Source organism: Arthrobacter zhaoxinii, assembly GCF_024385505.1.
Taxonomy (GTDB): Bacteria; Actinomycetota; Actinomycetes; order Actinomycetales; family Micrococcaceae; genus Arthrobacter_B; species Arthrobacter_B zhaoxinii.
In genome coordinates this window covers 135951-160991 of record NZ_JANFLT010000001.1, presented here as the reverse complement: position 1 = coordinate 160991, position 25041 = coordinate 135951, and the positions used below count along the sequence as shown (strand labels likewise).

Below are 25041 nucleotides of genomic sequence, written 5' to 3'. Positions count from 1 at the left end.
GCAGTTACTGGGCGGTCAGGCTGCGGCTGTACAGATCCGCCAGCTCCGCATAGCCGCCGGACCGGACTGCGGCGCGCTGCCGGTCGGCACCGGTGCCCATGCCCTGCAGCCGAGCCACACCCGAAGCCACAAAATCGGAGTCACCGGCGTCCTCCAGCGCCGGCGCAACGAACTCCAGCAGGGCGGACAGGTGCTCGGCCGCGGGAATGCTGCCGCCGGGATGCGACACGAGGTTCCCGTGCATGCCGAAACGGGCGGCCTGCCACAGTCCGACATCGAGCAGCTCCGGATCGGGGACAGCCACCGGTACGGATGACGGCACGGCCGACGCCAGCGTATCCACCAGTGCCCGCACCAGGGCCGCCAGCAGCAGGGTGTCCCGGGCCTCCAACTGGGCGTCGGCAATCCGGATCTCCACCGTCGGGAAGTTTTCGGACAGCCGGGCCGCCCAGCCGACGTGCCCGGCGTCGAGCACCACGTCGGTGTCCAGCAGCCCCTGAAGCCTCCGGGCATAGTCCTGCGCATCGGAGAAAACCGGCGGACAGCCCTGGACCGACCAGCGCCGGTAGTGGACCATCCGCCAGCTGGCGAAGCTGCTGTCCTGTCCGCGCCAATAGGGGGAGTTGGCGGCAACGGCACCCAGCAGGGCGAGCCAGGGGCGGAGTCCGTTCAAGACCCGTACACCGGTGTCGCGGGAGTCAATGCCCACGTGGATATGGGTGCCGTTGACGTACTGTTCGTGTGCCACGGCGCCGGTCAGGACGCCCATCCGCCGGTACCGGTCCGAGGAATTGAGCACGGGAGGCACATCGGCGATCCGCGGCGCCGCACCCGTGGCGGCTACGCGTACCCCCGCTGCCGCTGCCGCCGCTGCCAGCCGGGACCGGAACCCCAGCAGCGCGTCCAGGGCTTCGTGCCTGGTGGTGCAGATCCGGGTGGAGCTCTCTACCTGTGCGTCCAGCAGTTCGGCGGAAGTAGTGAACGAGCCATGCTCCGGGGTGATCAGCGCGCGCGTCAGTTCCTGGGCTCCGGTGGGAAGCCCGGTCCGGGCGTCCATCAGGAGGAACTCTTCTTCGATGCCGAAGGTGAAAACCATGTGCATTTCTCCCTGCACCCATCACGCCGGATTTCGACAATTGTATGTAGGCGGGAGAGCCGGCGCATCAGGCCGTCCGTACCGCCCGCCAGGTCAGCGTGAGGTACGGCAGGTCCAGCACGTCCCCGGGGGCGTGGCCCAGGTGTTCGTACAGGTACCAGGACAGGTTCGTGGTGAGTTTCTGCCGGGCGGCGGGGCTGGCCGAAAGATAGAACGCCCGCGACCGGGCCAGCTCGAACAGGTCTTCGGGCGTCATTGGCTGCGTCCAGGCCACTGTAGAGGACTCGTCCAGTCGAAAGCCGGGGCCGGGCTCCGGCCGGAAGCCCGGCCGGAGGACATCGCCGGCATGGATGATGCGTGAATAGCGGTGGACCCACGGCACGCTCACGTCCAGCTGGTTCCACACCAGGCCGACGACGCCGTGCGGCCGCAGGATGCGGTCGAACTCCCGGCCGGCTGCCGCCGGGTCGCACCAGTGCCAGGCCTGGGCCACGGTCACGGCGTCCAGGGAGGACGGGGGAAGGCCCGTATCTTCGGCCGTGCCGACCTTCACCGGAACCTCCGGCAGCAGCCGGGACAGCTGCTCGAGCATGTCCCGGGACGGGTCCACGGCGACGGCATTCAACCCGGCGGCACGCAGTTCACGGGTGTACTTTCCGGTGCCGGCGCCGACGTCGGCCACGTCCCGTACCGCAGGGGAGTCCGGGCCGGCGGGACGGTCGAACAGCCAGCGCACGGCCTCGGCGGGATAGCCGGGGCGGATGCGGTCATAGTGTTCCCCGCCCGCCTGGTAGCTGTCCGCCAGCTGCCGGCGGCGCAGTGCCTCGAGCCGGGGTCCGGAAATGCCCACAGTTACAGGAGGTCGTCCAGATCGGGATTCAGCCGCTGCAGCACTTCGCTGTGGAGCGTCCCGTTGGTGGCCAGGGCGTTACCGCCGAACGGCCCGTCTTCCCCCTCGAGGGAGGAGAAACGGCCGCCGGCCTCGGTGATGATCGGTACAAGGGCAGCCATGTCATAAAGGTTGAGCTCGGGCTCACAGGCAATGTCCACGGCGCCTTCGGCCACCATGCAGTAGGACCAGAAATCGCCATAGGCACGGGTGCGCCATACGGACTCGGTCAGGTCCAGGAACTCTTCGAGATTGCCGCGGTCCTTCCAGCCGCCAAGGCTGGAGTAGGACATTGACGCGTCGGACAGCCGGGACACGTTGGAGACATGCAGCCGGGTCGCCGCGGCCAGGGACCGGCCCATGTAGGCCCCGGTACCGGTGGCTGCCCACCAGCGCTTGCCCAGCGCCGGGGCGCTGACAAGACCGACCACCGGGACGCCGTCGTCGACCAGGGAGATCAGGGTGGCCCAGACGGGGACGCCGCGGATGAAGTTCTTGGTGCCGTCGATCGGATCGATGATCCAGCGCCGCGGGCCGGAGCCGCTGGAACCGAATTCCTCGCCCAGGACGGCGTCACGGGGACGGGCGCGGGAGAGCTGCCCGCGGATGGCATCTTCGGCGGCCTTGTCGGCATCGGTGACCGGGGTGAAGTCCGGCTTGGTCTCGATCTTCAGGTCCAGGGCCCGGAAGCGGGACATGGTCTGGTCATCCACGGAGTCGGCCATTACGTGGGCCAAGCGCAGGTCATCGTTGTAGTTCTGAACGAACGGCATACTGTCCAACTTATCCTTAGTCGGCGGGCACATCCCCGCATTACACCCGTTAGCGGGCGATGTCCTGGTAAATCCCGCGGCCTTCGACCGGGCGGGGAAGGCTATTGCTCGCCAAGCTCCTTGGCGGAGGACTTGTTCTCCGTGCGGGTGCCGGTACCCAGCAGCCGGCGCAGGGAGGCAAGCCGTGCGGGTCCGGCGGGGCCGGCGTGTCCGCCTTCCACCCACGGGTCCAGCCCGCAGCCGACGGCGACCGAATCGTGCCGGCAGCCGCGTTCGCAGTCCGCGGTGCCCGGCTCCAGGTCGGGGAAGGCCTGCAGGATCCGGTCCGGGTCCACATGGGCCAGGCCGAAGGAGCGGATACCCGGGGTGTCGATGATCCAGCTGCCTGCCGGTGAATCGCTCAGCCGCAGCGCCAGGGCGGAGGAGGAGGTGTGCCGGCCGCGTCCGGTGACGGCATTGACGCCGCCGGTGGCACGGGCGGAACCCGTCAGGGCGTTGACGAGGGTGGATTTGCCGACGCCTGAGGGGCCCACCAGGACACTGACGTTGCCCTTGAGTACCTCGTGGAGGGCCTCGATCGCGGTGCCCTGCAGGCGGGCGGACAGGCCGTCGTCGGAGCGCGCGTCGATGCCGGACGCGTCAGCTGCGGCGGTGCGGCTGATGATGACGTCCATGTCCAGGTGTTCGTAGTTGGCCAGCAGGTCGGCCGGGTCCTTGATGTCCGCCTTGGTGATGCACAGGACGGGGGAGATCCCGGCGTCGTACGCCGCCACGAGGGCGCGGTCGATGAAGCCGGTGCGGGGTTCGGGGTTGGCCGCGGCCACCACGATCACCAGCTGGTCGGCGTTGGCCACCACCACGCGTTCCACCGGATCCGTGTCGTCGGCGCTGCGGCGCAGCAGGGTTCGGCGTTCCTCGACGCGGACCAGCCGGGCGAGGGTATCCGGGGCGCCGGTGACGTCGCCGACCAGTGCCACCAGGTCTCCGGCCACCACCGGGGTGCGCCGCAGTTCGCGGGCACGGGCGGCAATAACGGTGCGTTCGGCGTCGGTGTCTTCATCCACCACGGCGGTATAGCGGCCGCGGTCCACGGTGATGATCCGGCCGATGACGGCGTCGTCATGGGCGGGGCGGTCCTTGGTGCGGGGCCGGGAGCCCTTTTTGTTGGGGCGGACGCGGACGTCGGACTCGTCCCAGCCGCTGGTGCTGCGTGTCATGGTCTGGCTCCCGCCGATCGGGTCAGCTGCTGCCAGAGTTCGGGGAACTGGGGCAGTGTCTTGGCTGTGGTGTCAATGTCTCGGACGACGACGCCGGGAACGGCGAGGCCGATCAGTGCGCCGGCGGTGGCCATCCGGTGGTCGGCATAGGTCTCCCAGGTGCCGGCGTGCAGTTCCGCGGGCCGGATCACCAGACCGTCCGCTGTTTCCTCCGCGTCTCCGCCGAGCCGGCGGATTTCGGTGACGAGGGCGGCCAGCCGGTCGGTTTCGTGGCCGCGCAGGTGGGCAATGCCGGTAAGGGTCGACGGCGAGTCGGCCAGGGCGCAGACGGCGGCAACCGTGGGGGCCAGTTCGCTGGTGTCGGCCAGGTCTGCGCCGGTGATGCGGCCGGTGCCGGTGACGGTGAGGGTCCCGTCCGCCAGATGCACGGAGGCTCCGAGCGCCGGGAGGATGGTCCGCCATTTGTCGCCCACCTGGGTGGTGGAGGCGGGCCAGCCGGTCATCCGGACCGTCCCGCCCGTAACAAGTGCCGCGGCGAGGAAGGGGCCGGCGTTGGACAGGTCCGGTTCAACCACGGTGTCGAAGGCGGCTACGGGGCCGGGAGCCACACGCCATTCGTTCGGGACGGAGTCATCAACGTCCACTCCGACGCCGCGCAGCACCGAGACGGTCATGGCAATGTGGTCCGGGCTGGGCAGTGTGCTGCCCCGGTGGACGAGGTGCAGTCCGTCATCGAAGCGCGGTGCTGCGAGCAGCAGGGCCGAGACGAACTGGGAGGAGGCTCCGGCGTCGATCTCCAGGCGGCCTCCGGCGATGCGCCCGGAGCCGGTGACGGTGAAGGGAAGGGCCCCGGTGCCGCCGTCGTCAACCCGGACGCCGAGGGCGCGCAGGGCGTCGATGACGGCGCCCATGGGCCGGGTACGGGCATGCGGGTCACCGTCGAACGCGGTGGTGCCGCCGGCGAGGGCAGCCAGGGGCGGCACGAAACGCATCACCGTTCCGGCCAGGCCGCAGTCCACCCGGCGCGTACCCGGGGCTGCTGCGGGGAGGGGATCAACCAGCAGGTCAGGGCCGAAGGCGCCGTCGCCGCTGATCTCCGTAACTGTTGCTCCGAGGCTCCGCAGGGCGGAGACCATCAGCTCCGAATCCCGCGAATGCAGGGGTGCCCGCAACCTGGACCTGCCGTCCGCAAGGGCGGCCAGGACCAGATATCGGTTGGTCAGCGACTTCGAACCCGGCACCGAGACGGTTGCGTCCACGGGCGAGGTCACGAAGGGTGCCGGCCAGCTGGCCGGCACCCCGGCATTCGGAGCACTCATTGCTGCTAGGAACCGACGATGTCCGAAGCGGCGTGGGACACGGCCTTGAGCTGCTTGCGTGTGCCCTTCGAAACCGACTTCGATACTGCCCGGGTCCTGCGGCTGGTATCCGAGGCCAGGTGGCCGGCACGCCAGGCCAGGCCCGGACGGCCGTTGGTGTCGACGGCGGCGAGCAGGACGCCGCCGATGAGGGAGAGGTTCTTGAGCAGCTGGTTGCGCCGTTCCTTGCGCTCTGCGGCGGTGGAAGCCTCGGCGTTGCGGTACTCCACCACGGAGTTCAGGGCGGCGGTTCCGGCCAGCAGGAGGGATGCCAGACGGGCGAACTTGCCCATGCCGAGCATCGAGGCAGCGCCTACCTGCGTGTAGCCGACAACCTTGGCTACGAGAGCGGGGTTGGACGTGAAGGCTGCGGCCGAAGGAACGGTGCTGCCGATCTTCTTCAGCGTGGGGGTGAGCTGTTCAGCGGTCTGGTCAGCATTCCGAAGGCGCTCAACGCCTACGGCTACGAAACCGGTGGCGAGCAACGGGCGGGCAATCAAACGGACTATCGACATAAGTGCACTCCTGGGAAATTCATCAGTGACGCGTACAAAAACGGCATGTGGTGCTGCTTCCACCTTAGTCTGGCATTTTGCGGCAACGCACACGTGCGCGTTCGCGTGCCGCCCGGGTCCGCCTGGCCGTTGCCCGGGGGAGGGGCGGGAATAGGGGGCCGGGCGCCGTCGTTGGAACGGGTATCAGGATGTGCTTTGTCGACAGTCAGGAGAAATGCATCGTGCCAGCCGCCACGCTGACTACAGCGCGGAATGTCCGCGGGCCGAAGCTACACGTACGGGTTCCGGCCCGCACCGTAGACTGGGAGGTGATGAGAACTGATGCGCCGGAAGGCAGCCCCCACGTGGAAGACTTCGAGCTCGATGTTGCCACCGAAACGGATGAGGCACGCAAGCTTCGCTTTGAGCAGGACGCCATGCAGTATGTGGACCAGCTCTATTCGGCGGCCATGCGCATGGCGCGCAATCCCTCCGACGCGGAGGACCTGGTGCAGGAGGCCTACACCAAAGCGTTCTCCGCTTTTCACCAGTACCGGCCGGGGACGAACCTCAAGGCCTGGCTGTACCGGATCCTGACCAACACGTACATCAACCTCTACCGGAAGCGGCAGCGGGAGCCCCTGCAGGCCAACTCCGACGGTGTTGAGGACTGGCAGCTGGCCCGCGCGGCGGAGCACAGCTCCACCGGACTCCGGTCCGCTGAAGCGGTCGCGCTGGACCACCTGCCGGATTCCGATGTCAAGGACGCCCTGCAGTCCATTCCGGAGGAGTTCCGGCTTGCCGTCTACTTCTCCGATGTGGAGGGGTTCGCGTACAAGGAAATTTCAGAAATCATGAACACGCCGATCGGCACCGTGATGTCGCGGTTGCACCGCGGGCGCAAGATGCTGCGCGAGCTCCTGGCGGAGTACGCACATGAACGCGGCATCAAGGGCAAATTGCCCGCAGCCGAAGCCGCCGGCGCATCAACCAAGAAACAGGGGAATGAGCTATGAGCGATTGCCAGAGCCTGGGCGATTGCGACGACGCCCGCATCGAACGGCTGTACGAATACCTGGACGGCGCCCTGTCCCACGACGACCTCGTGGAAATCAAGGAGCACCTCGACGGGTGCCCGGAGTGCGCCCAGGAACATGACCTGGAGTGCGTGATCCGTTCAGTCGTGAAACGGTCCTGCACCGAGGCGGCGCCTGAGACGCTGAAGGCCAGCATCCTCACGCGCATCAGCCAGATCCAGACGGCAGACCACTAGGATTTCCGATGCGGCGTAACAGTCGCAGACGTAAAAGAACCCCCGGCACCAATTGGTTCCGGGGGTTCTTTTTGCCTGACCAACTGGTCACGCGGCTACCTAAGCTCTGCTTAGGCGTTGGGACGCTTACCGTGGTTAGCGCCGCCGCGCTTACGGTCACGACGCTTGCGTGCACGCTTGCTCATAGCTGCCTCCTTCGATTCTTGAAAGTTCTGCCCTCCAGTGTCCCACATGCCTCACGTGCACGCCTAACGCGCGCCGGCCGTGCGGCATCGGGCCGGGACAGCCGGTGCGGCGGCGCAATTTCCCGGCCGCCTAGACGAATGCCGATTTCCCGGTCACGGCCCGCGCCACAATCAGGGAATTGATCTCGTAACTGCCCTCGTAGGTGTAGAGGATTTCAGCATCGCCGAACAGCTTGCCCATCTCATAGTCCGTGCTGATCCCGTTGCCGCCCAGCAGGGACCGCCCCATGGCCACCGATGCCCGGGCCAGCCGGGTAGTGGTGGATTTGGCCATCGCCGCCTGGACCATCTCGAGCTTGCCGTCCTGCTGGATGGTGGCCAGCTGGGCCATCAGTGCGAGCGAGACGGAGGCATTGCCCAGGATTTCCGCCAGCTGCTGCTGGATCAGCTGGAACCGGGCGAGCTCCTTGCCGAACTGCTTCCGGCTCAGGGCATAGGAACGGGCGACGTCGAAGGCGGCCAGCTGAATGCCGGCGGCCTGCCAGCCCACCCAGGCACGCGAATCGCGCAGCAGTTCATTGGCTTTGGAAAAATCGGTGGCACCCGGCAGCAGGTTGGCTGCCGGAATGCGGACTTCGTCGAGCACGATGTCCGCGTTCTGCATGATCCGCAGCCCGATCTTGTTCGCGATCTTTGTCGCGGTGTAGCCGGGCCGGTCCGTCTCGACGAGAAAGCACTTAATCTGCTGGTCGGCGGCGTCCCTCGCCCAGACGAGGGCAAAGTCGGCGATGGTGCCGGCGCCGATCCAGCGCTTGGCGCCGTTGATCACCCACTCGTCCCCCTCGCGGCGCGCCGTGGTGGCCAGCCCCCCGGCTATGTCCGATCCGTGCTCCGGCTCGGTCAGGGCGAAGGCTCCGATCTGCGTGAGGGCGGTGAGTCCCGGCAGCCAGCGCGCCTTCTGCTCCTCGGAGCCGAGCTGGTTCACCATGCCGACGATCAGTTCGTTGTGGATCCCCACCAGTGCGGAGAGGGAAACGTCGGCCCGCGCGACCTCCGCGTACATCAGTCCCTTGAACAGCTTCGAGGTTCCGTCCGTCTGCAGCCCGCCGAGGCCGTATTTCCCCAGCTCCGCGACCAGCTCGAAGGGGAATTCCTCCCGGTTCCAGTAGTCGATCGAAGCCGCCCGGATCCGGGACTGGAGGAAGGTCCGGACCTCCCGGTACCGGACCTGTTCCTCAGGAGGAAGCAGGTCGGCGATGTACATGAGGTCAACGTCCGGGAACGGCGGGACCGCCGCGGTGTTCTCCTCCATGAGGTCCTGACCGGTGGCACGTCTTTGTGGCTGCACGGGCGAACATCCCTTCGTCATGACCCGGCAGAAACGAACCGGCTCTTCCAAACCCTTGGACGTCCAAGTATATTGCAGGGTGACGGGGATCACTATCCGGCCGGTTTCGGACGGGGTCCGGAGCCCTGACGACGGCGGCTTCGCCGGCAGGCGGGCGAAGCGGGCCTGCCGTCACTGATACAGCTAGGCTGGGGCCCATGACTGCCAGATCGGGAAGCCGGAGGTGCCGTGGCAACGCCGCTGCCGCGTGATCCCATTGCGGACGCCAGAGGAAACTGGGAACGGCACGGCTGGTCCGAGGTCGCCGCACCGATGGCTGCCGTTACAGCCATCATGCGGACACAGCAGATCCTGCTGGCCCGGATCGAGGGGGTCCTGAAGCCGTTCGGGCTGACGTTTGCCCGGTACGAACTCCTCACTCTGCTGAGCTTTGCCCGCAGCGGGGCACTGCCCATGAACAAGGCCAGCGCGCTTCTCCAGGTGCACCCCACCTCGGTGACGAACGCCGTCGACCGCCTGCAGGACGCGGGACTGGTGATCCGGTCTCCGCATCCCACAGACGGGCGAACCACCCTGATCGGGCTCACCCGGGAGGGACGGACGCTGGCCCGGCAGGCGACTCTGGCACTGAACTCGGCGGTGTTCGCACAGTCCGGATTCGGAGAGCAGGATATAGACGAGCTGATCCGGATACTGGGCAGCTTCCGCAGGAATGCCGGCGACTTCAGCGGCTGACCCCGCGGTGGGATGTGCCCGTCAGCGGTGGGTGAAGTCCGGTTTGCGCTTCTCGACGAACGCCGACATGCCTTCCTTCTGGTCATCTGTGGCGAACAGCGAGTGGAAGACGCGCCGTTCGAAGAGCACCCCCTGGGCGAGCCCTGTCTCGAACGCCGCGTTGACGGCTTCCTTGGCAACCATGGCCACCGGCTTGGATTTGGAGGCAATCACCGCCGCAGCGTTCAGGGCTTCCTCCACCACGTCCGCAGCCGGCACCACGCGGGATACCAGGCCGGCACGTTCGGCTTCCGCGGCGTCGATGAAGCGCCCGGTCAGGATCATGTCCATTGCCTTGGATTTTCCGACGGCGCGGGTGAGCCGCTGGGAGCCGCCCATGCCGGGGAGCACTCCGAGATTGATTTCCGGCTGGCCGAATTTGGCGTTATCTCCGGCGATGATGAAATCGCACATCATCGCGAGCTCACAGCCGCCGCCCAGGGCGAATCCGGACACGGCAGCTATCACCGGAATGCGCAGTCGGGTCAGGTCTTCCCAGCCGCGGAACCAGTCCGCCGCATACATGTCCATGTAGCCCTTGGACTGCATTTCCTTGATGTCCGCCCCGGCGGCGAAGGCCTTGCCGGATCCGGTGATCACGACCGCCCCGACCGCGGGATCGGCGTCCATGGCGGTCAGGGCGCCCACGAGTTCGTCCATGGTGGCCTTGTTGAGTGCGTTCAGCGCCTCGGGCCGGTTGAGCGTTACGAGCCCCACCCGGCCACGCTGCTCTACGAGAATGTTGGTGTACTGCTCCGTCATGTCCGGCCCCTCGGCTGCTGGTTCAAATCGTGCTGGTCAAATCGTGGTGTGCAAAGTCGTGAATGCGGAAAACTAGTGCGCGGACTTGTCCCGGATATCGGTGATGATGCCGGAGAAGTCCCGGCCCGCGCCGCCTTCGGCAGCAAAGTCATCGTAGATGGCAGAAGCGAGCGGTCCCAACTGCGCGGCGACCCCCGTGCTTTCCAGCGCATTGAGGGCCAGCTTCAGGTCCTTCGCCATCAGGGCTCCGGCGAATCCCGGCTGGTAGTCGCGGTTCGCCGGGCTGGCTGGCACCGGACCCGGCACGGGGCAGTTGGTGGTCAGCGCCCAGCACTGGCCGGAGGCCGCGGAGGCAACATCGAACAGGGCCTCATGGGTCAGGCCCAGCTTTTCGCCGAGCACAAAGGCTTCGCTGACCGCGATCATCGAGATGCCGAGGATCATGTTGTTGCAGATTTTGGCGGCCTGGCCTGCACCGTGGTCTCCGCAGTGGACCACGCGCCGGCCCATCACCTCGAGCATCGGATGGACTGCTTCGAAATCCTCCGGCAACGCGCCCACCATAAAGGTCAAAGTGCCTGCCTCGGCGCCCACGACGCCGCCCGAAACCGGTGCGTCCACCGCCCGGTGGCCGGCAGCCACGGCGAGTTCGGCCGCCTCCCGCGCCTCGTCCACGTTAATGGTGGAGCAGTCCAGGAAAAGCGTGTTCGGGGCGGCAGCGGCGAGCAGGCCCGGCTCGCCGCCGGTGCCCCGGTAGGCGTCCAGCAGATGCTTGCCGCTGGGCAGCATGGTGAGGACGACACCGGCGCCGGCCACCGCCTCCGCAGCGCCGGCGGCTGTGGCAATGCCGTTCGCCTGAGCGGTTTCGAGGGCGGCGGGCATCAGGTCGAAGCCGGTCACGGAGTATCCGGCGTTGACGAGGCGAACGGCCATCGGCCCGCCCATGTGGCCCAGTCCGAGGAAGGCGACCGGAGCGGTCCGCTCCCCGGAGCCCGGCGCCGGAGTTGCTGGTTCAGACATTGTTGTGCTCCTTGGAAAGTCTCAGTTCACGGTTACCCAGCGGCGCAAAATACGATTCGACGTCCTCGTCGCTGACCTCTGCCAGCGTGGCGGGCTGCCAGCGCGGGGAGTAGTCCTTGTCCACCACCTGGGCGCGGATGCCCTCCCTGAAATCGGATCCGGCGAGGAACCGCAGTCCCACCCGGTACTCCTGTTCCAAGGCTTTCTCCAGCGTCAGTCCCTTCACCCGGCGCAGGGATTCCAGCGCCACTTTTACTGCCGTTGGTGACTTGGCTGCTATCGCCTCGGCGGCCTTGGCCGCCTCCTCCCGGCCCTGCCCGTCGAAGGCCCGCAGCCGGCGCACAATCTCCCCGGCGTCGTTCCCCGTGTAGCAGGTGTCAATCCAGTCCTGCCCTGCGAGTCCGGACGGCGGTGCCGCCTCTGCGAAGCGCGCGACGGCGGCCTCCACCGCCTCGTGCTCCAGGGCAGCGGCAAAGTTCGCCAGCTTCGACGACGGAATGAAGAAGTCCGCGAAGCCCAGGAACACTGCATCGGCGCCGCTGAGGTGGGCCCCCGTGAGTGCTGCATGGGTGCCGGTTTTCCCGGGTGCGCGGGAGAGCAGCAGGGTTCCGCCGACGTCGGGCACGAAGCCGATGGTGGTCTCCGGCATGCCCAGCCGGGTGCGCTCCGTGACGATCCGGACGGATCCGTGGGCGGAAATTCCGACTCCTCCGCCGAGGACGAGACCGTCCATCAAGGCCACATACGGCTTGGGGTAGTTCGAAATGAGCAGGTTGAGCGTGTATTCCTCCGCCCAGAAGGCGGCTGTGGCGTTGCCGCCGTCGAGCATATCGCGGTAGATGGCCACGATGTCGCCCCCGGCGCACAGCCCCCGGTCGCCCGCGCCGCGCACCAGGACGGCCGCCACCGCGTCGTCGTCGGCCCAGAGCCTGAGCTGCTCCAGCATGGCCGAGGCCATGCCTGCCGTCAGTGCATTAACCGCCCGGGGCCGGTTGAGCGTTACCACCCCGAGCCGGCCGCGGCGTTCGAACAGCACCTCCGCAGAGGCAGGCCTGCCCGGGACCATGGCCGCCATCAGCTGCCTTCCGGCATCACGAAGCTGGCGCCGGTGCGGATCCCCGACGGCCAGCGGGTGGTGACCGTCTTGGTCTTGGTATAGAAGCGGAAAGCGTCTGCGCCGTGCTGGTTGAGGTCGCCGAATCCGGAAGCCTTCCAGCCGCCGAAAGTGTAGTACGCGATGGGGACGGGAATGGGGACGTTGATGCCCACCATGCCGACCTGGACCCGGCTGGCGAAGTCACGGGCGGAGTCGCCGTCGCGGGTGAAGATGGCCACGCCGTTGCCGAACTCGTGCTCGTTGCACAGCCGCAGGGCCTCGTCGTAGTCCTCTGCGCGGAGCACGCTGAGCACGGGCCCGAAGATCTCTTCCTTGTAAATCGTCATGTCCTTGGTGACGTTGTCGAAGAGGGTGGGTCCCACCCAGAAGCCGCCCTCATAACCCTCTACCGTCAGGCCGCGTCCGTCGGCCAGCAGGGTGGCGCCCTCATCCACGCCGGCCTGGATGTACCCTTCGATCCGTTCCTTCGCGGAAGCCGCCACGACCGGGCCGAAATCCGAATCCCCGGCGAGGCTGTGGCCGACCGTCAGGTCCGCGATCCGCTCCTGGAGCTTCGCAACGAGTGCGTCGCCGGTCGCCCTGCCGACCGGGACGGCCACGGAGATCGCCATGCAGCGTTCACCGGCGGAGCCGAAGCCGGCACCGATGAGGGCATCAGCGGCCATGTCCAGATCGGCGTCCGGCATGATGACCATGTGGTTCTTCGCGCCGCCGAAACACTGGGCGCGTTTTCCGTGGGCAGCGGCAGTGGCATAGATGTACTGCGCAATCGGCGTGGAACCGACAAAGCCGATGGCAGATACCCGCGGATCCTCCAGCAGTGCATCCACTGCTTCCTTGTCGCCGTTGACCACATTGAAGACGCCGGCCGGAACGCCTGCCTCCGTAAAGAGCTCGGCAAGCCGCAGCGGCACGGAAGGGTCCCGTTCGGAGGGCTTGAGGATGAAGGAATTGCCGGCGGCCAGGGCGGGGCCGGACTTCCAGAGCGGAATCATGGCGGGAAAGTTGAACGGCGTGATGCCGGCTACGACGCCGAGCGGCTGGCGCAGCGAGTGGACATCGATGCCGGCCCCGGCGTTGTCCGAAAACTCGCCCTTGAGCAGGTGCGGGGCGCCGGCAGCGAATTCCACTACCTCGATACCGCGCTGAATGTCGCCCTTCGCGTCGGGGAGGGTCTTGCCGTGTTCGGAGGACAGCAGGGTGGCCAGTTCCTCCAGATTTTGGTTCACCAGGTCAACGAACTTCAGCAGGATCCGGCCGCGCCGCTGCGGGTTCATGGCCGCCCATTCCCGCTGGCCCTTTTCCGCGTTGGACACAACGTTGCGGACTTCCTCGGTGCTGGCCAGGGGCACCCTGGCCTGCACCTCGCCCGTGCAGGGATCGTAGACGTCGCTGAAGCGCCCGGAGGTACCCCCAACATGCTGTCCGTCAACGTAATGGGATAGCTCGCGAACCATAATGGAATGCTCCTTTGCACCGTGGAATTTCGAAGCCGCACCACGGCTGGGTGTGAGCCGGGACACTGTCTTCCCACCCCAACATAGTCGGACATCCAACTAAATTCCAGACTGCCGGTACGGCGGATACCGCGGGCCCGGCCGCATCTTTACCATGACACCCCGGGAACGACGACGGCGGCGCCGTGGGGAAGAAAGGCCTTCCGCCACTGACGCCGCCGCCGCAGTTGTTCCTCCGGGGTTACTTTATTCGCCGCTTCCGGCCGCCAGCAGCGCATTGCGCTGCTCGCGACGGTAGGCCTGCTCCGCGGGGTCCGGCACCGGGGCCGCTGCCAGCAGGCGGCGGGTGTACGGATCCTGCGGGTACTTCAGGACCTGCTCGGTGGAACCCTGCTCCACCATCCTGCCCTTGTTCAGTACCGCAATGTGGCTGGCCAGGATCTCCACCACCGCCAGGTCGTGGCTGACGAACAGGCAGGCGAAGCCGTACTCCCGCTGCAGTTCCTGCAGCAGTGCCAGGACGCGTGCCTGCACGGACACATCCAGCGCCGACGTCGGCTCATCGGCAACGAGCAGGGACGGACGCAGTGACAGGGCCCGGGCAATGCCCACGCGCTGGCGCTGGCCGCCGGAGAGCTCATGCGGATACCGGTTGCGGAAGCTCTTGGGCAGCTGGACGTCGTCCAGCAGGTTCTCCACCCGCTTATCCAGCTCGGCCTTCGAGAGCTTCTCGTGCAGGAACAGCGGTTCGCCGATGCTCTCACCGATGGACATGCGCGGGTTCAATGATGCCGCCGGGTCCTGGAACACGATGGCGAACTTCCGCCGCAGCGGGCGCATCTTTTTCGGGGAGAGGCCGGCGATGTCCGTCCCGTTGATCCGGACACTGCCCTCGGCCACCGGCAGCAGGCCGGTGACGGCGCGGCCGATGGTGGACTTGCCGGAGCCGGATTCGCCCACCAGGCCCATGACTTCACCCGGCATGATGGTGAAGGCGACATCCGACACGGCACGGAAGGCCGGCTGGCGGAACCGTCCCGGATATTCGATGGCGACATTCTCGAGCTGCAGGGCAGGCGTCTGCGAGGACGTCGGTTCGGCAACCTCCTCGGAGGCCTTCAGGACCGCCCGGGGCGCCTCGGTAATCTGCAGGGAGCCGTCATCCTCCACCTCGACCGCTGCCAGCACGCCACCCACCTTCGAGCCCAGGTGCGGGACGGCGTCGAGGAGTGCCTTCGTGTAGTCCTGCTGCGGGGCGCCGAAGAGGTCCGCTGCGGAGGCCGCTTCAACGATCCGGCCGTTCTGCATCACGATGACGTTGTCGGCGAGGTCGGCCACCACACCCATGTCATGCGTAATGAGCAGGATGGCGCTGTTCAGGCGTTTGTTGAGCTTGCGCAGCAGCTCAAGGACTTCCGCCTGCACGGTAACGTCCAGGGCGGTGGTGGGTTCATCGGCGATCAGCAGGATCGGGTCATTGGCAATCGCGATGGCGATCATGGCCCGCTGGCGCTGCCCGCCGGAGAACTGGTGGGGGTAATTCCCGTACCGGGTTTCCGGGTCCGGGATCTCCACCATGCGCAACAGCTCGATGGCGCGTTCCTTCGCCTCGGCCGGGGAGGCGTCCGTGTGCTGCTCGATGATCTCCTTGACCTGTTCACCCACTGTCAGGACCGGGTTCAGGGCGGTCATGGGTTCCTGGAAGATCATGGCAATGTCGTTGCCGCGGATCCTGCGCAGTGCCGACTGCGGGGCACCGATGAGCTCCTTGCCGAGCAGCTTCGCGCTGCCTTTGGAGCGCCCGTTGCCGGGCAGCAGGCCGAGCAGCGCCATGGAGGACATGCTCTTGCCGGAGCCGGACTCGCCGACAATGGCAAGGATTTCCCCGGGGTACACCCGGTAATGAACGTCTTCGGCGGCCATGACCCATTCGTTGTCGACACTGAAATCGACGCCGAGTCCGGTGACCTCAAGGATGGGGGAGCCGGTCCCCGTTGCCGGGGCGTCGCTGTATACCGGGGTGGAGGTCATTGCTTGTTCCTTGTCTGTCGGGGATCGAACGCATCCCGGAGCCCGTCGCCGATGAAGTTGACGGCGAGGGCAATGGCCACAATGAACACGCCCGGCCAGAGGAAGACCCAGGGGCGCACGGTCATGGCGGAGCGGTTGTCATTGATCAGCTTGCCCAGCGAGGTGTCAGGTTCCCGCACGCCCAGGCCCAGGAAGCCCAGGGCAGTTTCGAGCAGGATGGCGCCGGAGATGGCCAGCGTGGCCGAGACGATGATGACGCCTACTGTGTTGGGCAGGATGTGCTTGAAGATGATCCGGGCCGAGCTTGCACCCACTGACTTGGCTGCCTCGACGAATTCCTTCTCCCGAAGGGAAAGGAACTCGCCGCGGACAATCCGGGCGAGCCCGGTCCAGGTGAGCATGCCCAGGAAGACGGCGAACACCACGATGCCGGCCTTGGCCACGATCGTGGACAGCACTGCCGCGACCACCAGCAGGGGGATGGTGATGATGACGTCGGTGAAGCGCATCAGGACGGCTTCGACCCTGCCGCGGTAGTAGCCGGCCAGAGCGCCGACGACGGTGCCGATGGCGGTGCCGACAATGCCGACAATGAAGGCGATGATCAGCGAGATCTGCGCCCCGCGCATGGTCATGGCGAAGTAGTCCCGGCCCAGGGCGTCCTGGCCGAACGGGTGGTCGCCCAGCCCGGTCCAGGACAGGGTGGGCCTGCCGCCGTCGGCGGTTTCCTGTACTTCGGAGAAAGTGTGCTGCCACCAGCCCGGAATGTGCAGCGGGCCGATGTTGAAGCCGATGGAGGAGAACGCCAGCACCACAATGAAGACCAGGCTGATCATTCCGCCCATGGCGCCCTTGTGCCGCAGGAAACGTTCACGCACCAGCTTGGACTGGCTCTTGGCCTCGGTGATCTTCGGTTCAGCGACGATCCCCCGGGTTGCAGGGGAGTCCGCCGTGACGGTCCGCTGGCTCTCCAGCGTCATGGCCGTCAGCTCCGGACTGCTTTCCTTCGGCCCGTCCGCAGAAATCTTGTTGTCAGTCATAGTTCTACCAATCAGTTCAGGCTGATGCGCGGATCGAGGAACGCGTACGCGATGTCAGCCAGCATGTTGAAGGTCACCGCGGCCACGCCCGTGACGAGGAAGAACGCCATGATGACATTGGGGTCCACGTGCTCCAGGCCGTCGGTGAACATCTTGCCCATGCCGTTCCAGCCGAACACCGATTCGGTGACCACGGCGCCGCCGAGGACACCGGCGAAGTCGAAGGCCATCAGGGTGGTGATCGGGATCATTGCGTTGCGGAACGCGTGCTTGACCACGACGGTCCGTTCGCTGAGCCCCTTGGCCCGTGCGGTGCGGATGTAGTCCTGGGTCATCACGTCCAGCTGGCTGGCGCGGGTGTAGCGGGTGTACATGGCAAACGAAATCAGCATGATCGCGATGGTCGGGAGCACCAGGTACAGCGCGTAATCGAGATTCACTTCCCAGAAGGTTCCCTCGAGGTTGGGCGTGGAGGAACCGGTGGTGGGAATGGGCCGGCCTCCGGTCTTGCGGGACAGCGTCGGGTAGGCGTGAAGGAGCGCATCCAGGAACACGATGGAACCGATCAGCAGGCCGACGACGGCGGTAAGCTGCCGGGTCTGCTTCGCGTACGGTCCCCCCACGAAGTGCCCGATGGCAGCGGAAACGACGACGGTCACCAGTGCCAGGCCGGCAATGGTCAGCCAGTCGGGGTCTTTCATGATGCCCATGGTGAGCAGGTAACCGACGAAGCCCGCGGCAGCAGTGGCGAGGGCAGCGTAGATAATCCGCCGGCGCCGGAAGCCGGCGAACAATGCCGTGATTCCGAGGGCGATGGCGAAGGCACTTACCAGGATGCCGACAGGACCGAAGCCGGGGGTCTTGAACCAGCCGCTCATCAGCAGCAGCAGCATAGTGACGGAGGTGGCCACGGAAGCGACAGCGAAGACCTGCAGCCGGCGGCGGCGGTCTCCGCCGATAATGATCATCCAGATCAACCCGGCGACCAGCCCCAGCAGCACTATGCCCAGATAGGACATGGTCGGATTGCCGAGCCAGGTGTTGAGGCTGATGGCCAGGTACTGCTTGAGGAGCGTGGAGAGCCAGAAGAGCGGCATGGAGAAGAGGAGGAAGGCGACGAACGTGATGGAGTAGTCGAACACGCTGTACTGCCGCAGTGCGGTGACGACGCCGATGAGTACGCCGAGGATGATCGCGAGCACCGTTGCCACGACCACCAGGCGGAAGGTGGAACCGACGGCGGATTCCAGCTGGGCGATTACGGGGTTGCCCACGCGGTCCAGGCCCAGGGTGCACTGGGCGCCGCCGGGAATGATGCAGCGGCCGATTTCCTGCAGCCAGAGCAGGTAGCGCATGTAGACGGGCTGGTCCAGATGCATGGCTTCGGTCCGGGCAGCTATCCGGGATTCCCGGTCCGCGTTGCGCAGCTCGGCCAGATCCCAGAGCGGATCGCCGGAATTCACAGCCAGGACAAACATCAGCGCGGTGGCGGCCAGAAGGATAAAGAACGAGGTCACCGCTCTTTTAAGAATGAAATAGAACACCGTGGGGCTCCTTGGGGTGGGACTGAAGAACGCCGCGGACACAAGCAGGGGGATGGGCAGACTTGGTGTCTGCCCATCCCCGCTTATGCTGCGGCTAGCGTGGTGCTGCGGCTAGACCTGCTTTGTCCACTTGTAGGCATTCCAGGTGATGCCGTTCTGGCTCGGGTTCAGTTCCACATTCTCCAGCTTGGAGGAGTGGGCAACCACGGCGGAGTTGGCGTAAAGGACCACGTTGTAGACCTCGGCGGCGAGGATTTCCTCCGCCTTGGTCTTCAGTTCCTTGACCTCTTCTTCGTCAGTGGAGCTGGCGATCTGGGTCCAGAGCTCGTCCAGTTCGGCGTTGGCGAACTTGCCGTAGTTCTGCTCTCCGTCGGAGACGTAGATGGACTGTGCGCTGGCGGCCAGGCCGGAACCGGCCCAGGCGAACAGGACGGCGTCCCAGGCTCCGGGCTCAGCGAGCTTGGCGCTCCAGTCGGCGTCCGGGGTCGGAACGATCTCGAAGCCGGCCTCCTTGCAGGAGGTCTGGATCAGGGTGACGATGTCGGCGCGGAGCTGGCTCGTGGCGGAGAACATGAGGCGGACCTTCACAGGTTCGGTCTTGCCTGCATCGGCGAGCAGCTTCTTGGCGCCCTCGATGTCCACTTCGTCATACTCGCTGGCGGACGGAGCACCTTCGAGGACCTCTTCGTAGTCCTCCTGGCCCGGCTGGTATTCGCGCAGGTTGTCCACCGTGGCGTTCTCATCGATGGGCTTGGCGAATTTCTCGACAATGTCCTCGCGGGGAACACACTTGGCGAAGGCCTGGCGAACGGCCAGGTCCTTGAAGACGCCGTTTTCCGACTGGTCCAGGTCAATGTGGCTGAAGGTCAGTTCGGGGCCGGTGAGCATTTCGACGGTCTCGCCGATGTTCTGGATGCTGGTCTTCGTGTCAACGGTTGGGCCGGACGGCTCGATGACATCGACCTCGCCGTTTTCCAGCGCCTGAACGGCTTCGGTGTCTGCGATGGCCTTGAAGACAATGGTTTCCGTCTGGCCCTTGCGCGCTTCGCCCCAGTAGTTCTCGTTGCGCTTGAGGGTCAGGGTGCCGTCCGTGGCGTTGTCCAGCACATACGGACCGGAGGACGGGATCAGTGCGGCATCAGGGAGCGCGGTGAGATCGGCTTCGTAGTTCCAGCCGGTGTTCCAGAACTCTGCCATCGGAGTCAGCGCGGCGGTGTCGTTCTCCTGGATGGCCTTGATGAGGGCTTCACCGTCGTTGTCGGTGCTCATCTTGCCCTGCTCTGCCGCGACGTGCGCCGGCATGATCGGACCGATCATCATGGCTTCCCAGTCCGCGTACGGGGTATCGAAGACAATGTCGAACTCTTTGTCGCCGGCTTCGCCCTCGATCATCTTGGTCTGCGAGAAACCGTTGGTGGAGGACGGCTGGAAGATGTTCTCGCCGTCGGCGCCCGTGACCTGGCCGGAGAATGCCGCCCAGTTCAGCAGGACGTCGTCGAAGTCAATGGGGGTGCCGTCGGACCACTTGGCGTCTTCATTGATCTCGTAGTGCACGGTCAGCGGATCGTCGCTGGTCTTTTCGAAGGTGCCGAACTCTTCGTCATGGATCACACCGTTGGGGCTGTACTCGACAAAGTTGCTGTGCACCAGGTTGTCAACGTAGCTGTTGTACGAGCTGTTGGTGTTGGCAGTGCTGGAGTTGTAGGCGTCGGGTGCCTGGCTGATGGCGATGTTGATGGTGGACGCGATGTTCTCGGTTGTTGCCTCCGAGCTTTCTTCGGTCTCGGGGGTGCCCCCGGCGGAGCCGCAGGCACCCAGGAACAGGGCCCCCACGGAGAGTGCGGCAAGAGCTGCCGTGCGCTTAGTACGCATCTGTAGTCCTAACTGGTGATGAGGAGTCAGGAACCACCAATGATGGCCCCCCAAAGCGGCCGTGATGACCGCCACATGTGGAGCAACACTAACCACATATTGTTTCCACTGTGAGACAAGTTACACGTTGTTAACTGATCGTTATGCCGCCTCGGGCGTCCGGCGCGGCTAATCCGCGCCGGTATAAGCAAAAAAACCCTCCCGGCTGTTGCCGGGAGGGTTTTTTGCAGGGTCCTTTTATGACGCCGGGTTTTAGTTCATGTCGGGCAGGTCCAGCCACTGGTACCAGCCGCGGTGGAGCACGAGCCAGGCCATCAGGCCGTAGCCGGCCTGGCCGGGGGTTCCGCCGTTGGAGGCCAGGTCGGTGCGCCACTGTTCGTGGTTCAGCAGCGGGTTGAGGGTGTCAACGTACACATGCTTCCGCCGCGTGGTCACGTCGCCGAACGCTGCGGAGAGATCCGCAAGCTTACGGTTCCGTTCGGGGTCAAGCCCCGGGGGCGGGCCCACCACGAAGACCTTGATGCTCATCTGCGCGGCACCGTCCAGGATGTTTGCCAGGTTCAGGCGGCTTCGCGCCGTGCTCAGGTCAAGGTCAAGGTCCCGGTCCGACAGGCCGATGACCAGACGGTTCTCGCAGCCGTGTTCGAACCGTCGTCCTGCCTCGGAGAGCCAGCGGTTGGCCAGCGCCTCGGTGCCCTCGTTGGGTGCTGCCAAGCTGTAGGCCTGGAGGTTGACGTTCTCGGGCGATGTCCGCGCCAGGACACGTCCGAGCCAGCCGAGTGCGCGCGGATCCCCGTGTCCGGCCAGCAGCTCATCACCTACAGCAGCAAGCCGAATTCTGCGTTGTTCCACTAGTCACCTTCTCAAATCAAAAAAACAGGGTGGGACGCCGAAGCGCCCCACCCCAAACCTAGCCTACTGACGTTCGAAGGCTTTCTTCACGAGGATGTCCTGCTCCACTGCGTGGCGCTTGGCCGAGCCCGTAGCGGTGGATGCCGACGCCGGCCGTGAGACCAGGCGCAGGCGGCCGTCGAGGTGCTGGGGCAGGTTGAGGCCAATGAAGGGCCACGGCCCCTGGTTGGCCGGTTCGTCCTGTGCCCAGACGACATCCGCATTGGGGTACTTCGCCACGGCGGCCTGGATTTCCTCCACGGGGAGCGGGTAAAGCTGCTCCACGCGGACGATGGCCGTCTTCTCGTCGCCGGTCTTCTGGCGGTTGGCCAGCAGATCGTAGTAGAGCCGGCCGGAGACGAGCAGCACGCGGTCGACGGCGTTCGCGTCCAGTTCAGCGTGCTCACCGATGACTGGCTGGAACTCGCCGTGCGTGAACTCCTCCACCGAGGTTGCCGCTGCCTTCAGGCGCAGCAGCTGCTTGGGGGTGAAGACCACCAGCGGCTTGCGCGGACGACTGTAGGCCTGCCGGCGCAGCAGGTGGAAGTGCGAGGCGCCCGTGGTCGGGTTGGCAACAATCATGTTGTCCTCGGCACACATCTGCAGGAAGCGCTCGATCCGGGCGGACGAGTGGTCCGGCCCCTGGCCCTCGTAGCCGTGGGGGAGCATCAGCACCAGCGAGGAACGCTGGCCCCACTTCTGCTCGGCTGAAGAGATGAACTCGTCAATGATGGTCTGTGCACCGTTGACGAAGTCACCGAACTGGGCCTCCCAGAGCACCAGGGCGTCCGGGCGTTCCACTGAGTAGCCGTACTCGAAGCCCATGGCCGCGAATTCGGAGAGCAGGGAATCATAGATCCACAGCTTCGCCTGGTTCGGGTCCAGTTCCGCCAGCGGCACCCACTCGTCCCCGGTGGCACGGTCGTGGAAGACGGCATGGCGCTGGGTGAACGTTCCGCGGCGGGAGTCCTGCCCTGCGAGCCGTACGGGAACGCCTTCCATCAGCAGGGAGCCGAACGCGGCAATTTCGGCAAAGCCCCAGTCGATGTTGCCCTCGCGGGACATCTGCTCGCGCTTTTCCAGCAGGGACTTCAGCTTCGGGTGGACCGTGAAGCCTTCCGGCACGGCCACGTGGGCCTTGCCGATGTGTGCCAGGACCTCGGGGGACACCGCGGTGCTTGCCGGCTTGATGATCGTGGTGCCTTCCTGCTGTGCAGCAGGGCGCTCAAGATCGGAAACCGCTTCGGAATCCTTGGTGATCACCGGGATGGGCGAGGTCTGGGCAGCGTGGGTCTCGGCGAAGACGCGCTCGAGGCGGCCCTGGTAGTCGCGCAGTGCCTGCTCTGCCTCGTCCTGGCTGATGTCGCCGCGTCCGATCAGGGACTCGGTGTACAGCTTGCGGACGGAGCGCTTGGCTTCGATCAGGCTGTACATCATCGGCTGGGTCATCGACGGGTCGTCGCCCTCGTTGTGGCCGCGGCGGCGGTAGCAGACCATGTCGATGACAACGTCCTTGTGGAAGCGCTGGCGGTATTCGTAGGCCATCTGGCCTACCCGTACAACCGCTTCGGGATCGTCTCCGTTGACATGGAAGATCGGCGCCTGGACCATCTTCGCGACGTCGGTGGAGTAGACCGAGGACCGCGAGGAGGTCGGGGAGGTGGTGAAGCCGACCTGGTTGTTGACGACCACGTGGATGGTGCCGCCGGTGCGGTAGCCGCGCAGCTGGGAGAGGTTGAGCGTTTCCGCCACCACACCCTGGCCTGCGAATGCGGCGTCGCCGTGCACGAGGATCGGGAGTACCGGGAACTCGTCGCCCTTGTCCAGGCGGTCCTGCTTGGCCCGGACAATGCCTTCCAGCACGGAGTCTCCGGCTTCGAGGTGGGACGGGTTGGCCGCAAGGTAGACCTTGGTCTGCTTCCCGTTGTCCGAAGTGAAGGTTCCCTCGGTGCCGAGGTGGTACTTCACGTCACCGGAGCCCTGCACGCTGCGCGGATCCTGGGTGCCTTCGAATTCACGGAAGACCTGTGCGTAGGTCTTGCCGGCGATGTTAGTCAGGACGTTGAGGCGGCCGCGGTGGGCCATGCCGATGCCGACTTCCTCGAGGCCGTCGTCGGCTGCACCGGAAATGACGGCGTCCAGCAGCGGAATCAGGGATTCGCCGCCTTCGAGGGAGAAGCGCTTCTGCCCGACGAACTTCGTCTGCAGGAACGTCTCGAAAGCCTCGGCAGCGTTGAGCTTGCTGAGGATGCGCAGCTGCTCTTCGCGGGTGGGCTTCGTGTACTTGGTCTCCAGGCGGTCCTGGAACCAGAGGCGTTCTTCCGGATCCTGGATGTGCATGTACTCGATGCCCGAGGTGCGGCAGTACGCGTCCCGCAGCACCCCGAGGATCTTGCGGAGTTTGAGCATCGGCTTGCCGCCGAAGCCGCCCGTGGGCCACTCGCGGTCCAGGTCCCACAGCGTCAGGCCGTGGTTCAGGATGTCCAGGTCTGCATGCCGGCGCTGCACGTACTCCAGCGGGTTCGTGTCCGCCATCAGGTGGCCGCGGACACGGTAGGCGTGGATCAGCTGCTGGATGCGGGCAACCTTGTTGATCTGCTCATCCGGGTTGACCTGGATGTCGGGGCTCCAGCGGACCGGCTCGTACGGGATCCGCAGGGATTCGAAGATCTCGTCGTAGAAGTTCTGCTCACCCAGCAGCAGCTGGTGGATGATGCGCAGGAACTCGCCGCTGCCGGCACCCTGGATGACACGGTGGTCATAGGTGGAGGTCAGCGTGATGATCTTGCTGATGGCGTTGCGGGCCAGGATCTTCTCGTTGGCGCCCTGGAACTCGGCCGGGTACTCAAGGGCACCTGCACCGATGATCGCGGCCTGGCCCTTGGAGAGGCGGGGCACCGAGTGCACGGTGCCGATGCCGCCGGGGTTGGTCAGGGAGATGGTGGTGCCGCGGTAGTCGTCGGCCCCGAGCTTGCCGCTGCGGGCACGCTTGACCAGGTCTTCGTAGGCGTGCCAGAACTCCGAGAAGTTCAGCGTTTCGGCCTTCTTGATGTTCGGCACCACGAGCAGACGGGTGCCGTCCGGCTTCGGCATGTCAATGGCGAGGCCGAAGTTCACGTGTGCGGGCTGGACAGCCACGGGCTTGCCGTCCACCTCGTCGTAGAACACGTTCATGGAGGGGAACTGTGCGGCAGCGCGGATGATGGCGTAACCCAGCAGGTGGGTGAAGGAAATCTTTCCGCCCCGAGCACGCTCCAGGTGGCTGTTGATGACAATGCGGTTGTCGATCAACAGCTTGGCGGGAACCGCACGCACGGTGGTTGCCGTGGGAACGCTCAGGCTGAGGTCCATGTTGGTGGCAATCGCCTTGGCCGGACCGCGGAGTACGGTGACCTTGTCCTCTTCCGCAGCCGCCGCGCTGGGCTGGGTCTTGGGCAGCTGCGCAGGAATGGGCGCTGCCTTGGGCTCGGTCTTCGCAGCCGGAGCGGACTCGGCCTTGGCCGGTTCCTTGGCTACCGGCGGCTTGCCCGACTGCTGCGTTGCAGCGGGGGACTCGCCTGATGCCTTGGGCGCGTTGGGAGCGGTTGTCTCGGCCTTCACCACCGGCAGCTTGCGCGTGGCCGGCCGGGTGTCCTCGGGAGCGGCGGCTTTGCCGTTGGATCCGTTGCCGGACTGGGAGTCTTCTGCCTTGAAGGATTCGAAGATGCTCCACCACTTCTTGTCAACGGAGTCCTTATTCGACAAATACTGTTCGTACAGTTCATCGACAAGCCACTCGTTGCCGCCGAATTCCTCCGGCAGGCGGTGGTTGGATTGGTCTGGCACTAGATATACGCCTCTTCCATGAGTTGCCGTTCGCCGTGATGGCACCATGTTCTGAGCGCTTCCGCCTCAAGTACT

Annotated in this window: 21 protein-coding genes; 3 read left to right on the top strand and 18 right to left on the bottom strand. The window is 65.8% G+C overall.

Annotation, left to right across the window (positions count from 1 at the left end; genetic code table 11):
- Window positions 1-4: 4 nt before the first annotated feature.
- The 6 genes from NNX37_RS00725 to NNX37_RS00700 form a co-directional block, all read right to left on the bottom strand.
- Complete coding sequence (locus tag NNX37_RS00725; protein WP_255790100.1) at window positions 5-1096, bottom strand: carboxylate-amine ligase; 1092 nt, start codon at window positions 1094-1096, stop codon at window positions 5-7.
- Between the two features lie 67 nt (window positions 1097-1163).
- Window positions 1164-1946, bottom strand: a complete 783-nt coding sequence (locus NNX37_RS00720; RefSeq protein ID WP_255790098.1) for a class I SAM-dependent methyltransferase — start codon at window positions 1944-1946, stop codon at window positions 1164-1166.
- A 2-nt stretch (window positions 1947-1948) separates the two neighbouring features.
- Entirely contained in the window at window positions 1949-2758 is an 810-nt protein-coding gene (gene hisN, locus NNX37_RS00715; protein ID WP_255790096.1) for a histidinol-phosphatase, read from the bottom strand.
- Window positions 2759-2859: 101 nt separating this feature from the next.
- Window positions 2860-3975: a ribosome small subunit-dependent GTPase A gene (rsgA, locus tag NNX37_RS00710; protein ID WP_255790090.1), complete on the bottom strand. Its 1116-nt coding sequence runs from the start codon at window positions 3973-3975 to the stop codon at window positions 2860-2862.
- Window positions 3972-5294 (bottom strand): 3-phosphoshikimate 1-carboxyvinyltransferase, encoded by a 1323-nt coding sequence (gene aroA, locus NNX37_RS00705; RefSeq protein WP_255790089.1) that lies wholly within the window; start codon window positions 5292-5294, stop codon window positions 3972-3974. Before aroA ends, rsgA begins: the two co-directional genes overlap by 4 nt.
- Before the next feature lie 5 nt (window positions 5295-5299).
- Window positions 5300-5848: a DoxX family protein gene (locus NNX37_RS00700; protein ID WP_255790087.1), complete on the bottom strand. Its 549-nt coding sequence runs from the start codon at window positions 5846-5848 to the stop codon at window positions 5300-5302.
- 311 nt (window positions 5849-6159) lie between these two features.
- Here NNX37_RS00700 and NNX37_RS00695 point away from each other — a divergent pair, with 311 nt between their 5' ends.
- The gene (locus tag NNX37_RS00695) at window positions 6160-6843 is read left to right on the top strand and encodes a sigma-70 family RNA polymerase sigma factor (protein WP_255790086.1); all 684 of its coding nucleotides are present in this window, start codon (window positions 6160-6162) and stop codon (window positions 6841-6843) included.
- Entirely contained in the window at window positions 6840-7100 is a 261-nt protein-coding gene (gene rsrA, locus NNX37_RS00690; protein ID WP_255790082.1) for a mycothiol system anti-sigma-R factor, read from the top strand. Before NNX37_RS00695 ends, rsrA begins: the two co-directional genes overlap by 4 nt.
- A 110-nt stretch (window positions 7101-7210) precedes the next feature.
- On the opposite strand, the gene NNX37_RS16590 is transcribed toward rsrA, so the two are convergent.
- Complete coding sequence (locus NNX37_RS16590; protein WP_104061284.1) at window positions 7211-7285, bottom strand: 50S ribosomal protein bL37; 75 nt, start codon at window positions 7283-7285, stop codon at window positions 7211-7213.
- A 130-nt stretch (window positions 7286-7415) separates the two neighbouring features.
- Window positions 7416-8597, bottom strand: coding sequence for an acyl-CoA dehydrogenase family protein (locus NNX37_RS00685; RefSeq protein ID WP_255790887.1), 1182 nt, complete (start codon window positions 8595-8597; stop codon window positions 7416-7418).
- A gap of 264 nt (window positions 8598-8861) precedes the next feature.
- Here NNX37_RS00685 and NNX37_RS00680 point away from each other — a divergent pair, with 264 nt between their 5' ends.
- The gene (locus tag NNX37_RS00680; protein ID WP_255790080.1) at window positions 8862-9368 is read left to right on the top strand and encodes a MarR family winged helix-turn-helix transcriptional regulator; all 507 of its coding nucleotides are present in this window, start codon (window positions 8862-8864) and stop codon (window positions 9366-9368) included.
- A gap of 21 nt (window positions 9369-9389) precedes the next feature.
- Here NNX37_RS00680 and NNX37_RS00675 read toward each other — a convergent pair whose 3' ends face one another.
- From NNX37_RS00675 to NNX37_RS00630, 10 genes are all read right to left on the bottom strand, one after another.
- A complete protein-coding gene (locus NNX37_RS00675) occupies window positions 9390-10169 on the bottom strand; it encodes an enoyl-CoA hydratase (protein ID WP_255790078.1) in 780 nt (259 codons plus the stop codon).
- 72 nt (window positions 10170-10241) lie between these two features.
- Window positions 10242-11189 carry a 3-hydroxyisobutyrate dehydrogenase gene (mmsB, locus tag NNX37_RS00670; RefSeq protein ID WP_255790077.1) on the bottom strand — a complete coding sequence of 316 codons (948 nt, stop codon included), beginning with the start codon at window positions 11187-11189 and terminating at the stop codon, window positions 10242-10244.
- The gene (locus tag NNX37_RS00665) at window positions 11182-12264 is read right to left on the bottom strand and encodes an enoyl-CoA hydratase/isomerase family protein (RefSeq protein WP_255790075.1); all 1083 of its coding nucleotides are present in this window, start codon (window positions 12262-12264) and stop codon (window positions 11182-11184) included. Before NNX37_RS00665 ends, mmsB begins: the two co-directional genes overlap by 8 nt.
- Window positions 12264-13763, bottom strand: a complete 1500-nt coding sequence (locus NNX37_RS00660; RefSeq protein ID WP_255790074.1) for a CoA-acylating methylmalonate-semialdehyde dehydrogenase — start codon at window positions 13761-13763, stop codon at window positions 12264-12266. The genes NNX37_RS00665 and NNX37_RS00660 overlap by 1 nt, the downstream gene beginning before the upstream one ends.
- Before the next feature lie 246 nt (window positions 13764-14009).
- Window positions 14010-15794 carry an ABC transporter ATP-binding protein gene (locus NNX37_RS00655; RefSeq protein WP_255790072.1) on the bottom strand — a complete coding sequence of 595 codons (1785 nt, stop codon included), beginning with the start codon at window positions 15792-15794 and terminating at the stop codon, window positions 14010-14012.
- Window positions 15791-16834, bottom strand: a complete 1044-nt coding sequence (locus tag NNX37_RS00650) for an ABC transporter permease (RefSeq protein ID WP_255790071.1) — start codon at window positions 16832-16834, stop codon at window positions 15791-15793. The genes NNX37_RS00655 and NNX37_RS00650 overlap by 4 nt, the downstream gene beginning before the upstream one ends.
- 11 nt (window positions 16835-16845) lie before the next feature.
- A complete protein-coding gene (locus NNX37_RS00645; RefSeq protein ID WP_255790069.1) occupies window positions 16846-18351 on the bottom strand; it encodes an ABC transporter permease in 1506 nt (501 codons plus the stop codon).
- Between the two features lie 138 nt (window positions 18352-18489).
- The gene (locus tag NNX37_RS00640) at window positions 18490-20250 is read right to left on the bottom strand and encodes an ABC transporter family substrate-binding protein (protein WP_255790065.1); all 1761 of its coding nucleotides are present in this window, start codon (window positions 20248-20250) and stop codon (window positions 18490-18492) included.
- Between the two features lie 252 nt (window positions 20251-20502).
- A complete protein-coding gene (locus NNX37_RS00635; RefSeq protein WP_255790064.1) occupies window positions 20503-21102 on the bottom strand; it encodes a GDSL-type esterase/lipase family protein in 600 nt (199 codons plus the stop codon).
- 63 nt (window positions 21103-21165) lie between these two features.
- Complete coding sequence (locus NNX37_RS00630) at window positions 21166-24966, bottom strand: multifunctional oxoglutarate decarboxylase/oxoglutarate dehydrogenase thiamine pyrophosphate-binding subunit/dihydrolipoyllysine-residue succinyltransferase subunit (protein WP_255790062.1); 3801 nt, start codon at window positions 24964-24966, stop codon at window positions 21166-21168.
- Between the last annotated feature and the right edge of the window lie 75 nt (window positions 24967-25041).